Annotated in this window: 13 protein-coding genes and 1 pseudogene; 5 read left to right on the plus strand and 9 right to left on the minus strand. The window is 50.5% G+C overall.

Annotation, left to right across the window (positions count from 1 at the left end; all coding sequences use genetic code 11):
• Positions 1-116 precede the first annotated feature (116 nt).
• Both VB712_RS12990 and trpS read left to right on the plus strand, forming a co-directional pair.
• Positions 117-1,535, plus strand: a complete 1,419-nt coding sequence (locus VB712_RS12990; RefSeq protein WP_416236340.1) for an NADP-dependent isocitrate dehydrogenase — start codon at positions 117-119, stop codon at positions 1,533-1,535.
• A 236-nt stretch (positions 1,536-1,771) separates the two neighbouring features.
• Entirely contained in the window at positions 1,772-2,782 is a 1,011-nt protein-coding gene (gene trpS, locus VB712_RS12995; protein WP_323255349.1) for a tryptophan--tRNA ligase, read from the plus strand.
• Here trpS and VB712_RS13000 read toward each other — a convergent pair.
• The 5 genes and pseudogenes from VB712_RS13000 to VB712_RS13020 form a co-directional block, all read right to left on the minus strand.
• Entirely contained in the window at positions 2,759-3,442 is a 684-nt protein-coding gene (locus tag VB712_RS13000; RefSeq protein WP_323255352.1) for an isochorismatase family cysteine hydrolase, read from the minus strand. The two genes, trpS and VB712_RS13000, sit on opposite strands and share 24 nt — an antisense overlap.
• Before the next feature lie 75 nt (positions 3,443-3,517).
• On the minus strand, positions 3,518-3,778 hold the full coding sequence (locus VB712_RS13005) for a type II toxin-antitoxin system RelE/ParE family toxin (protein ID WP_323255354.1): 261 nt from the start codon (positions 3,776-3,778) through the stop codon (positions 3,518-3,520).
• A complete protein-coding gene (locus VB712_RS13010) occupies positions 3,765-3,962 on the minus strand; it encodes a hypothetical protein (RefSeq protein WP_323255356.1) in 198 nt (65 codons plus the stop codon). Before VB712_RS13010 ends, VB712_RS13005 begins: the two co-directional genes overlap by 14 nt.
• Positions 3,963-4,247: 285 nt before the next feature.
• Positions 4,248-4,379: pseudogene (locus tag VB712_RS13015) on the minus strand (cysteine hydrolase); the annotation flags it as partial.
• A 36-nt stretch (positions 4,380-4,415) separates the two neighbouring features.
• Entirely contained in the window at positions 4,416-5,009 is a 594-nt protein-coding gene (locus VB712_RS13020; protein ID WP_323255360.1) for a hypothetical protein, read from the minus strand.
• Between the two features lie 364 nt (positions 5,010-5,373).
• On the opposite strand from VB712_RS13020, the gene VB712_RS13025 reads away from it, so the two are divergent.
• Positions 5,374-6,567: a DNA double-strand break repair nuclease NurA gene (locus VB712_RS13025; RefSeq protein ID WP_323255362.1), complete on the plus strand. Its 1,194-nt coding sequence runs from the start codon at positions 5,374-5,376 to the stop codon at positions 6,565-6,567.
• Between the two features lie 34 nt (positions 6,568-6,601).
• On the opposite strand, the gene VB712_RS13030 is transcribed toward VB712_RS13025, so the two are convergent.
• From VB712_RS13030 to VB712_RS13045, 4 genes are all read right to left on the minus strand, one after another.
• Positions 6,602-7,039, minus strand: a complete 438-nt coding sequence (locus VB712_RS13030; RefSeq protein WP_323255364.1) for a DUF3368 domain-containing protein — start codon at positions 7,037-7,039, stop codon at positions 6,602-6,604.
• A gap of 28 nt (positions 7,040-7,067) precedes the next feature.
• Positions 7,068-7,337, minus strand: a complete 270-nt coding sequence (locus VB712_RS13035) for a UPF0175 family protein (RefSeq protein ID WP_323255366.1) — start codon at positions 7,335-7,337, stop codon at positions 7,068-7,070.
• A gap of 154 nt (positions 7,338-7,491) precedes the next feature.
• Positions 7,492-7,911: a type II toxin-antitoxin system VapC family toxin gene (locus tag VB712_RS13040; RefSeq protein ID WP_323255368.1), complete on the minus strand. Its 420-nt coding sequence runs from the start codon at positions 7,909-7,911 to the stop codon at positions 7,492-7,494.
• Positions 7,901-8,164, minus strand: a complete 264-nt coding sequence (locus tag VB712_RS13045) for a hypothetical protein (protein WP_323255370.1) — start codon at positions 8,162-8,164, stop codon at positions 7,901-7,903. The genes VB712_RS13040 and VB712_RS13045 overlap by 11 nt, the downstream gene beginning before the upstream one ends.
• A 131-nt stretch (positions 8,165-8,295) precedes the next feature.
• On the opposite strand from VB712_RS13045, the gene VB712_RS13050 reads away from it, so the two are divergent.
• Positions 8,296-11,517 carry an Eco57I restriction-modification methylase domain-containing protein gene (locus tag VB712_RS13050; RefSeq protein ID WP_323255372.1) on the plus strand — a complete coding sequence of 1,074 codons (3,222 nt, stop codon included), beginning with the start codon at positions 8,296-8,298 and terminating at the stop codon, positions 11,515-11,517.
• Between the two features lie 141 nt (positions 11,518-11,658).
• Positions 11,659-12,288 (plus strand): NYN domain-containing protein, encoded by a 630-nt coding sequence (locus VB712_RS13055; RefSeq protein WP_323255374.1) that lies wholly within the window; start codon positions 11,659-11,661, stop codon positions 12,286-12,288.
• Positions 12,289-12,612: the final 324 nt, after the last annotated feature.

Raw genomic sequence — 12,612 nt, forward strand, 5'->3', positions numbered from 1 at the left:
CTGAGCGATCCCCCTGCCCCCTTGAAAAGGGAGGGTGAGGAGAAAGCACCTCGTTGAGGATTTCCATCGGATCGCGATCGCTCCACAACAACCTGAGTTCTCAGTTTTTAGGGTTTATGTACGAAAAAATTACCCCCCCCACCGTTGGTTCCCGCATTACGTTTGAAGCGGGTCATCCCATTGTGCCTCCTGATCCCATTATCCCCTTTATTCGCGGCGATGGGACAGGGGTGGATATTTGGCCCGCCACCCAAAAGGTGATTGATGGGGCGGTGGCCCAGGCCTATGGTGGCGATCGCCAAATCCATTGGTTCAAGGTCTACGCCGGAGATGAAGCCTGCGAACAGTACGGCACTTACCAATACCTCCCGGAAGATACCCTCACCGCCATTAAAGAATATGGCGTAGCCATCAAAGGCCCCCTCACCACCCCCATCGGCGGCGGTATCCGTTCCCTCAACGTTGCCCTACGACAAATCAACGACCTCTATTGCTGCGTCCGCCCCTGCCGTTTTTACCCCGGCACGCCTTCCCCCCACAAAACCCCCGAAAAACTCGACATCATTGTTTACCGGGAAAACACCGAAGATATCTATCTAGGGATTGAATGGCGGGAAGGGACGGAAATCGCCCAAAAGCTGATCAAGTATCTAAACGAAGAACTGATCCCCGCCACGCCGGAACATGGCAGCAAACGCCTCCCCCTTGATGCCGGGATCGGGATTAAACCGATTAGTAAAACGGGAACCCAGCGGTTGGTGCGTCGCGCCATCCAGCACGCCCTGCGCCTCCCCCCCGCCAAGCAACAAGTCACCCTCGTTCATAAGGGCAACATTATGAAATACACCGAGGGGGCTTTCCGGGATTGGGGCTATGAGTTGGCGACGACGGAGTTTCGTGCTGAATGTGTGACGGAGCGGGAATCTTGGATTTTGGGCAACAAAGAAGCCGATCCCGACCTCAGCACGGAAGCCAATGCTCGCCAAATTGACCCCGGCTATGATGCCCTCACGCCGGAGAAACAGGCGGCGATCTGTGCTGAGGTGGAGGAAGTTTTGGCGGCGATCTGGGCAAGCCATGGCAATGGCCAATGGAAAACGAAGGTGATGGTCAATGACCGGATTGCTGATAGTATTTTCCAGCAGATCCAAACCCGCCCCGATGAATATTCGATCTTGGCGACGATGAACCTGAACGGGGATTATCTCTCTGATGCAGCGGCGGCGATCGTTGGTGGTCTGGGCATGGGGCCAGGGGCGAATATTGGCGACACCTGCGCCATTTTTGAAGCCACCCATGGCACAGCCCCGAAACACGCCGGTTTAGACCGGATCAACCCTGGTTCAGTGATCCTCTCTGGGGTGATGATGCTGGAGTTTATGGGCTGGCAGGAAGCTGCGGATCTGATTAAGAAGGGGATTGGGGAGGCGATCGCCGCCCAAAAAGTCACCTACGATCTAGCGCGGCTGATGACCCCGAAGGTGCAGCCGTTGAAATGCTCGGAGTTTGCCGACGCGATCATCGAGGGGTTTTAGGGGATCCCCCCTGCCCCCCTTAAAAAGGGGGGTTCTGAATTCAACCCCCTTTTTAAGGGGGTCGGCGTAGCCGGGGGGATCGTGAGCCTCTAAACGAAGCAAGATCCCCCCTGCCCCCCTTAAAAAGGGGGGTTCTGATGTATTTGATTCTTCCTGTTTTCCTGAAAAAAGTGGGTTTTTGGGTGGCCCAATCAGGGATAATACAAGGGCAAAGGCATGGATAGCAACGATTGATCATGGTGAAGCAGCGCGTTCTGTCTGGGGTTCAGCCCACGGGGAATTTACATCTGGGGAACTATCTAGGGGCAATTCGCAATTGGGTAGAGGCTCAGGAACAGTACGATAATTATTTCTGTGTGGTGGATTTGCACGCGATTACCGTCCCCCATGATCCGGCGGTATTGGCGGATAATTCCTATGCGATCGCCGCCCTCTATCTCGCCTGTGGCATTGATCTCACCCATTCCACGATTTTCATTCAATCCCATGTGCGGGCCCATACGGAACTGACTTGGCTGCTTAACTGCATCACCCCTTTAAATTGGTTAGAACGCATGATCCAGTTTAAAGAAAAGGCGGTGAAGCAGGGGGAAAACGTTAGCGTTGGCCTGTTGGATTATCCGGTGCTGATGGCGGCGGATATTTTGCTCTACGATGCCGATCTGGTTCCCGTCGGAGAAGACCAAAAGCAGCACATTGAACTGACCCGCGATCTGGTGATCCGGGTGAATGATCAATTTGGCACGGGGGAAAACTCCGTCCTTAAATTACCAAAACCCCTGATCCGCAAAGATGGGGCGCGGGTGATGAGCCTCAGCGATGGCACGAAAAAAATGTCTAAATCTGACCCTTCGGAACTGAGCCGGATCAGTTTGCTCGACCCCCCGGAGGCGATCGCCAAAAAAATCAAACGCTGCAAAACTGACCCGATCAAGGGCCTCGAATTCGACAACCCCGATCGCCCCGAATGTCATAACCTCCTCAGCCTCTATCAACTCCTTTCCGGTCAAAGCCGCGAGGCGGTGGCGGCGGAATGTGCCGAAATGGGTTGGGGGCAATTTAAACCCCTGCTGACGGAAACGGCGATCGCCGCCCTAGAACCGATTCAAGCCAAATATGGGGAAATCATGGGCGATCGCACCGCCCTAGAAACCATCCTGCGGGAAGGCCGCCAAAAAGCCGAAGCCTCCGCCGAAGCCGTCCTCGCCCGTGTTAAAACCGCCCTAGGCTTCTCCACCCCCCTCTAAAGCGGCTAAAACATCCTCACAGGCAGCCGTCCAGCCGACAATTCCCCCCTGAGCCGTAATCATTGCCAGAGTTGCGGCGTGGAATTCGGGGAAATAGCTGGCGGTGGCATCGCTCACTAAAAGGCATTCATAGCCGCGATCGTTGGCTTCCCGCATCGTCGTTTGGACACAAACTTCCGTGGTTACACCCGTGATCAGTAAATGGGTGATGCCCCGTTTTTGCAGTTCCGCAGTTAGGTCAGTGTGATAAAACGCCCCTTTCCCCGGTTTGGGGATAATCACTTCCCCCGGTTGGGGCGTGAGGGCGGGGATAATGCCATTCCCCGGCTCCCCCGCGATCAGAATCCGCCCCATGGGGCCGCGATCGCCAATGGTTAACGCCCCTTTACCCCGGTTGCGTTTACTGGGGGGACAGTCGGACAAATCCGGGCGGTGGCATTCGAGGGTATGAACCACCGTCAGGCCCAAGGCACGAAATCGGGCGAGCAGTTTTGCCACCGTCGGAACAATGGCCTGAAGGCGACTGACATCATTACCGAGAACTTCCCCAAACCCACCCGGTTCCAGGAAATCCCGCTGCATATCAATAATCACCAAAGCGACTTGCTTAAGGGGAGGCAACGGGTAGGCATAGGGTTGGGCAGCGATCTCATCAGCCATAACATCATCATCCTGCGGTTTAAGGGGGATGCTCCCTAGTGTACGGAGGATGGCACGGTTTGGATCGCAATCGCCCTACTGGTAAACGTCGCGGCGATGTCGAATGCGGGTCACAAAAACGATTTTGGCTTCTTCCTCAATCTCATAAATCACCCGAAAATCACCCACGCGAATACGGTAAAGATAAGTCTCACCTGCCAGCTTTTTTACCCCTGAGGGGCGAGGGTCTGTTTTCAAAGCATTGATAGCTTTGCGGATACGTGCCTTAGTATCGGGTGGGAGCTTGCGAAACTCTTTGGCGGCTGATGCCTTGAACTGAACGTCATACTGTACCATGGGTCGAACTTTCTGCATCAAGTTCAGTTTCTAGCTCATCCCAGCTTACTGTTTGTTCCTGTGCTCTTGATCGAGAGACAAGGATGTCATAAAAGTCTTCCCAAAGATCGCCCCACTCCTGCAAATCCAGAAGTACAGCCGTTTTTTCACCATCATCATTAACAACAAACTGTACACCGCGCATCAATTTACTCCTGATCAGTAATAGATTTGCATTTTTTTATGGCTTGACTTTTGAAAACAAAAAATTCTTAGTTAAGTAAAATTTTTGACACGTTGAATTGTTGTCAAAATTTTTGCCTCAATCCGTGTACCACGTCTTTTAAAGCCAAGTTACCGTACCATCTCGCTCACAATTTCATCATCTGTAGGTAAAAATTCTCCACAGGACAAGGACTTTATCACTAAGCCCCCTAAAGTATAAATCAATCGCTAGTCCACTACAACTTAGGGATCAATCATAGCTGCGATCGCTGCCCAAAACATCCCCAAACCCACCCGGTTCCAGGAAATCCCGCTGCATATCAATAATCACCAAAGCGACTTGCTTAAGGGGAGGCAACGGGTAGGCATAGGGTTGGGCAGCGATCGCCTCAGCCATAGCATCATCATCCTTCGGGTTGAGGGTGGATGCTCCCTAGTTTACGGAGGATGGCACAGTTTGGATCACATCGGGGGCGGGAAGGGGATTGAGGTGGAGGCTTTTCGTCAATGGCGGATGGTGTTCTTTGTGGCTGTGGAGTTCTAAAGCACAGTACAGCCCTAACATTTGGGGAACGGCAGGATGAGGGGAGACGGTTGGCTCCTCCTGAGGATGGTCATTGAATTTGGCCAGTCGTTGGCAAATTTGGGTGAGGCGATCGCCATTATTAACAGGCTGGCGCGGTTGGGGCAGTTCCAGATGGGGCCAATTATCCAAATCACTACAGGGGCAGGCTTCCGTTTGAATGCCCCGTGTTTTTTGGGGAATCAGCAAAGCACAGCGGTAGCAGGAGGTAATTTCCCACTGTTCTGAGAATAAATCGGCAAGGGCAATTTCTGACCCCTCCAGGTAACAGTTTTGGCCCTGACAGGCGGTAATTTGTTCCCAGCAGGCTGCAAAGGCAGGACTGTAGCGATCGCCCACCACCACCTGCGGACAATGGATCAGCAATTGATCAGCAATGCTCACCCCCTTGCCCAATTGCATCCAATAGGCGAGATAACTTTGTACAGATTGAGGGGATGCCATAATTTCTCCAACTGAAGAATGTGCTTCTATTCTAACCAGTATTTTCAGAAAATGTTAAAAGTCCGCCCTAGGCAAACCTCACAAAAATTAGGTTAAAATTGGGAAATTGATCGATAACTTAAAATCCTCTCTAGTATAGCTGGTAAAGCTTTAGGGGCTATTCACCATTAAAATATCTTAGTTGTTTTAATACTTGCTTACAGAACTTAATAAATTGCAACATCAACTCATAAAACCCTACAATTCCATAGAAAAAATTATGATTGATTTTGCCATTTTCACCAGTCTATAATTTAAGATCTCCGGTACTACCAGATCAGGATATCGTGGTATCCTAACCCCGAGGGGGATTGCCAGGACTTTTATGCTTGACCTCACCAAACTGGCGGGCCAAATGCCCGCCATCAGCCAACACTTTCACCAAGAAGCTCAGGCCAGCGGTCAACGGCTGGATCGCGCTCGAAGCCTTTTTGCCACACTTCAGGAAAATCAAGCCCATTGGCTAGCCCAGCAGGAGGAATGGGGCGATCGCCTCCTGTTTGCCACCGCCACCCCCACAGAACCCCCCGACACCGCCAAGCTGATCCCCGTCCCCCCCGCCAAGCACACCGTTTTCGCCACCGACGGCTCCCAAATCGCCCCCTCCCACCACGAAATCGCCTACTGCTATCTGGTCAACATTGGCCGGGTGATGCTCCACTATGGCCAGAGCCTCCACCCCCTCCTCGACAACATCCCAGAGGTATATTACAAAGCCGAAGACCTCTATATTTCGCGGCAGTGGGGCATCCGTACTGAAGAATGGATGGGCCATCGGCGCACCGTTTCCGAAGCGGAAATGCTCGCGGAAATGGCCTGCCGTTGGGTGAACCCCCCCGGCGCTCACCATGATCCCAACTTGGCGATGGTGGATGGCTCACTGATTTACTGGTTTTTAGAAACCCTGCCCAAGGAAGCCCGTGATACGCTCCTGCTGCCAATCCTGGCCGCTTGGGAAAAACTCTACGAAGCCAAAATCCCCCTAATGGGTTATCTCAGTTCCGCCCGCAGTGGTGAAGCGACGAATCTGCTGCGCCTCTTGGCCTGTCCCTTTGAGCAACCAGACTGTCACCACCATTGCCACCATCAGGGCGATCGCCTCCCCTGCCAAGTGATTGAACCGATCCGCGATGCGACGCTGTGGAGCCATCTGCTCACCCCCGGCCAACGGAGCGGCCTGTGGCGCAGTTCTGCGAAAATTCTCGATCTTTATCCTGAACATTTACAGATTTATTTCTGTTATGTCCATGTGGGGTCGGAAATTGGCCGGGTGGAAGTGCCGCGCTGGGTGGCGGAGGATCAAGCCTTACTCAATCAGGCCTTGGGGATTCTCTTGGCTCAGGTGCATAAGGGCTATGGTTATCCGGTGGCCTTGGCGGAATCCCACAATATGGCAGTGGTGCGGGGGGGCGATCGCGCCCGGTTTTTCGCCCTTTTAGAGCAGCAAATGATCCGCGCCGGTCTACAAAATGTCGGCACATCCTATAAGGAAACCCGCAAACGGGGCAGTATCGCCTAACCTGCCATCAGGGCGGATGCTAGGTTGCCTCGTGTTAGACATGGCGGTAATAATCCTCAAGAAGTTGTTGAACGAGAGATGGGGAAACATGAAATGAAGTTTTTTGTAGTTGAGCGATCGCCGTTGGAAAATCAACGAGTCCTCTCACTCCAGCGCGGTACAAAATGCCCAGTGTACTGATAATGGGAAGGTTTAATTGTTGAGCAGCAGTGCGAGCGTCCAGGTCATCAATGATCACTAAATCCGCTTGTATTGAGACAGCAAGAGAGATTGCTTCTCGTTCTCCAGTGCCGAGATGATCAGGCAATGGAAGCAGTGGCTTGGGAACAATTTGAGTATACAGCCATGGAGGAGGATTCTGAATCCAGGCATAAATGGATTGGCCAGCATCTTCATGCAAAAGCTCATCACGAACCGCAGTCGGGATCGTGATGGTTTGAAAGAGTTGCGGGAGCAAATCAATCTCACCCATAAGAAGAAGATAGCAAATCGGAGAGGTATCACAAAGAACGATCATGGAGAACTTGATCAAGGGTGTGAATGTCTTGCTGAATGTCTTCTAGGGTAAGAGAGCGCATAGCCCCGTGCTGTTTGAGAAAGGCATCAGTGGCAAGATGGGAGGGAAGGTGAAGCAGGGCTTGGACTTCAGCAGCACTCATGAAACCATTTGTGTAAGCTTCGAGGGCGATCGCCTCTAAAGCGCGTTGGTAAAGTTGGGGAAGATGGGGCTGAAGCCGGTGTTCTAGGTCTTCAGGAATGGGGATGTTCATCGGTTTTCATCCGGTTGGGGGAGAGTGAAGATCTTGAATAGGTTTTAACCTACTCAAAAATTTGAACTTTATTGTGTATTTGGAAATGCGTTGTTATATTGTTCTGACATGGTTGAGTCTCCTTGATTAAATTCAAAATTTTCAGTATTTTTGATTATTTCAAAAGTCGGATAAAGCCTGCTTGTTCAAAGTGGTGGTCGGTGGTGAGGGCTGCTTGGATGCCGTATTTTTCCATGATGACGAAGGAACTACAATCCACCAGCGACCAGGGTTTATCGGGTCGGTTTTGGCAAAGTTCCCAAGCAGCTTGGTCTGTGGTTGGGTCAATGTGAATGATCTGAATGTAGGGTGCATTGCGAATGGCGTTAACGATTTCAAAGACCCGATAGCGGGTCTGACGAAGGGGACTATGAAGAAGTGCAACCAGTTCGCTGATGATGTAGTTGCTGGTGATGATCGGTCGGGTTTGTTGGGTTGCTTGGGTGAATTCTTGGCGGGCCTGAGAATGATGAGGGTCACGGGTAATAAATAGGCTAGCCCAGCCGGAGGTATCAATCAATAATTTATTCAGCATCGCGGTGCATTTCTTCGTAGAGGGCTTGGCCGATATAGTAGTCGTGGTTTTCTGCAAGATCGGGAATATCTGAGTTGATGCAGCCGATCAATTGAAAAAGGGGATCGTTGGTGAGGTCTGGGGGCAAAGGGGTGGGGATGAGTGTTTGGCTCAGGAGTTCGATGATCAGTTGTTCGGGGGTGGTTTCGGTTTCGGTGGCTTGGGCGATCAGGGTTTGCTCAAGGGCTTCAGGAAGATCGATGGTGATTTGCATGGTGGGGATTTCCGTGGGTTGCTTTGAGTGTAGCAAATGGATTGGAGAGGTTCAGCCATAATCCAGAGGATGGGAAGTTTTTCGCCCGCGTTGGGTTATCTTGGGGGTACGTTTGCTCGTCTTGGTGGCTTATGTCTTCAGTTAACCCCCTTTTTCAGGCCAAACTGCTCAACAATCGTGTGGGTCAGTATGCGTTCCCGTTGGATCTGGGCGATCGCCACGCCATTATCCAGCGATGGATCACCACTTTGGCATCGGGGACGCTGGATCAAATGAAAGAGGTTTCGCTCCATGGGGAGTTTTTGCGGGATATTTTCCAGGGAGTTTTGGGCTATCGGTCGGTGATTGAGGGGGCGGGGGAGAGTTGGGAAATTCATGCGGAGCCGACGATTTCTGATGGGGGCGGGTCTGCTGATGGGGCGATCGGCTTGTTTACGGCGATGCAGACGGAGCAGGGCAAGACGAAGTTAGCGGGGCGGTTGGTGGCTCCCATTGAATTGAAGGGGACGAAGGCGGATCTGGATAAGGCGGGGAGTCGGAAGGAATCGGCGGTGGATCAGGGATGGCGTTATGCCAATTATACGGCGGGTTGTAAGTGGGTGATTGTCTCGAATTATCGAGAGATTCGTCTTTATCATTTGGATAAAACGCCGGTTTTTGCAGAGGTGTTTGATCTGGTGAGTTTGGGGGATTTGGAGCAGTTTAAGCGGTTTTTCTATTTGTTATGTCGGGCGAATTTTTTACCGATCCAACCGGATCAAGATTCGCGCATTGATCGGTTATTGGTGGAATCGGATCAGCAGGAAACGGAGGTTACGGCTTCACTATATCAAGAGTATAAGCAGCTACGCATTGAGTTAGTCAATCATTTTAAGTTTAATGGGCCGCAGGATTTAGAAAATCGCGAGTTCGTGTTAGTGGAGAAGGCGCAAAAGGCGTTAGATCGGGTGTTGTTTATTGCGTTTTGTGAGGATCGGGGTTTATTGCCGCGCCATACGATCCGCAATGCCCATACTCACCGCGACCCCTATTATCCGCGCCCAATTTGGGAGAATTTTAAGGCGGTGTTTCGTTGGGTGGATCAGGGGAAACTAGATGATCCGCCGATTCCGGAATATAACGGCGGTTTGTTTCGGTTTGATCCGATTTTAGATCAGGTTTTGACGGTGACTGATCCGATTTGTGATCAGATGAAGAATTTGGCGCGGTTTGATTATGCCGAAGAGGTTTCGGTGGATATTTTGGGGCGCATTTTTGAGCAGTCGGTGACGGATTTGGAGGAGTTGCAGGCGTTGGCACGGGGGGAGGTGTATAACGCGAAGCTGGGGAAGCGGAAAAAGCAGGGGGTTTTTTATACGCCGGCCTATATTACCCGTTACATTGTCGGGGTAGCGGTGGGGGGCTATCTAAAGCGGCGCAATGTGGCTATTTTGGGTAAGTCCGAGTTAGAAAATAAGGCGGATTGGCAAACTTATCTAGACCAGATTTTAAGGCCGTTGAAGGTGTGTGATCCGGCTTGTGGTTCGGGGGCGTTTTTGATTGCGGCGTTTGATTTTTTGGTGCGGGAATATCGGCAGGTTTATCGCAATTTGGGGGAGGAGTTTGAGCCGGGGTTGGTGTATCGGTTGATTTTGCAGGGGAATTTATACGGGGTGGATTTGTCGTCGGAGTCGGTGGAGATTACGAAGTTGTCGTTATGGTTGCAAACGGCGCAGCGGGGGCAAAAGTTGGCGGATTTGGATCGCAATATTTGTCGAGGGAATTCGTTGATTGAGGATCGGGGGGTTGATCCGTTGGGGTTTGATTGGGTGGGGGCGTTTCCGGAGGTGTTTGCGGCGGGGGGTTTTGATGTGGTGATTGGCAATCCGCCCTATGTGCGGCAGGAGTTTATTGCGCCGTTTAAGCCGTTTTTGCAGGGGAATTATCAGACTTATGATGGGGTGGCGGATCTTTATACTTATTTTTATGAGAAGGGGGTGAATTTGCTCCGGGCGGGGGGTGTGTTGTCGTATATTGTGACGAATAAGTGGTTACGGGCGGGGTATGGGGAGGGGTTGCGGGGGTTTTTCCGGGATCGGGTGGTGATGGAGGAGATTATTGATTTTGGTCATGCGCCAATTTTTGAGGATGCGGATACGTTTCCTTGTATTGTGGTGGGGCGAAAGGTGGGGGATGATGGGCTATTTGAGGATCAAAATCGGGAGGTTTTGGTTTGTCCGGTTCCCCGTGAGGCGTTGGCGCAAATTAATTTACCGCAGTATGTGCGGGAATCGGGTTATGGGGTTCCCTGGTCGCGGTTTTCGGCTCAGGCTTGGAGTTTAGAACCTCCGGCGGTGGATGGTTTGATGGCGAAGATTCGGGCGGTGGGTGTGCCGTTGACGGAGTTTGCAGGGGTGAAGCCTTATCGCGGTGTTTTGACGGGATTTAATGAAGCATTTTTGATTGATGATGAGACTAAACGGAATCTGGTTAAAGCTGATCCCAAATCAGCGGAAATCATTAAGCCTTATTTACGGGGTCAAGATATTAAGCGATGGAGTTCTGAATGGCAAAATTTATGGATGATTTTCGCTCATAAAGATATAGACATAGATCAATATTCTTCAGTCAAGCAATATCTTTTAGGTTATCACTCACAATTAACTAATAGAGCAGGAAAACAGCTATGGTGGCAACTACAAGCGTCCCCAGCTTTTTATGATTATTTTGAGCAGCCTAAAATTGTTTATCAGGAAATACAATTTCATTCAGTGTTTTGCTTCGATGATCAAAAATATTTCACCAATAATAAATGTTTTATAATTCCCACCAGTGATCTATATCTTCTAGGTGTTCTCAATTCATCAATTATGTGGTGGCATAATTGGCGATATTTTCCACACATGAAAGATGACGCTTTAACCCCTGTTGGTGTTTTGATGGAATCTATCCCCATTGCACCCCCAACCCCAGAAATTCGCGCCCAAGTAGAACCCCTGGTTAGTCAACTGATCGAACTCACCAAAACCAACCAACAAAGCCACCGCGACCTCATCGACTGGCTCCGCACCGAACACAACATTGATAAACCTGGCCGCAAACTCGAAAACTTTAGCCAACTCAGCCCCGACGAATTTATTCAAGAAATCAACAAACGCAAACCCAAAACCCAAAGCTTTGGCCCCGCTGCCCGCCGCCAAGCCAAAGAAACCTACAACGAACTCGCCCCCCAAATCCTCACCCATCACCACACCATCACCCAACTCGAACACCAACTTAATGATCTGATTAACCAAGCCTATCAACTCACCCCCCAAGAAATCGCCCTCCTCTGGCAAACCGCACCCCCCCGAATGCCCATCACACCCCCTTGACAACCCCTGCCAATCTGATTACCATAAGAGTACAACTCCCCAGCAATAGCTGGTTGGGTAGCCTATACGGCTACCTTAAACTTTTTTAAGCAAAGCTTGTTGATTGATTAATAAGCTTTATAGTTCTGAAGGCGAAGAAACTTGACAAAGCGTAGCATTGTATATATAGATGGCTTCAATTTATACTATGGCGCACTCAAGGGAACTCCTCACAGGTGGCTCGATCTACAAAAATACTTCGAGAAACTGAGGCAGGATGATGAAATCAAGAAAATTTGGTATTTTACGGCAAAAGTCACTGGCTCCCCATCGCAACGGCAACAAATTTATCTTGACGCACTAGCTACATCACCCCTTGTTGAAGTGGTCTTTGGCCTTTACAAAAGGAAAACCTTAAGGTGCAAAGTAAAGGAGTGTCAATATCAAGGGAACAAGGAATATAAAGTTCCTGAAGAAAAGAAAACAGATGTCAATATTGCCTTACAAATGTTAGACGATGCCTATCAAGGCGCGTGCGATCGCATGATTTTAGTATCTGGCGACTCCGATTTAGTCCCAGCCGTGAATTTTGTCAAAAAAAGATACCCACAGATTGAAGTAATCGTTTACATCCCTGCAACAAATCGCAAGCGAGGAGCCGCAACAGAATTGCGAGATGCTGCTGATAAAGACAAAACTTTACCACTAAAATTGCTTTCAAAAGCTCAATTTCCTGAGATCATTACACTAGCTTCAGGACAAAAAATTTCTAAACCTGATACATGGATTTAAAGAAACCTACAACGAACTCGCCCCCCAAATCCTCACCCATCACCACACCATCACCCAACTCGAACACCAACTCAACCATCTAATTAACCAAGCCTACCAACTCACCCCCCAAGAAATCGCCCTCCTCTGGCAAACCGCACCCCCGCGAATGCCCATCACCCCACCCCTCACCACATCCTAAACCCCCTGATTCACCCCAATTCCCGCCGTAATTGCGCCAACTCCACCGCCGTTAAGCCCGTTGTTTTTAAAATCACTCCCTCACTCACCCCTTCCCGCCACAATGCCAAAGCAAACGTTCTCACCCCCTCCCCACGCCCAATC

Source organism: Spirulina sp. CCNP1310 (assembly GCF_034932185.1).
In the GTDB taxonomy this organism is placed as follows: Bacteria; Cyanobacteriota; Cyanobacteriia; order Cyanobacteriales; family Spirulinaceae; genus Spirulina.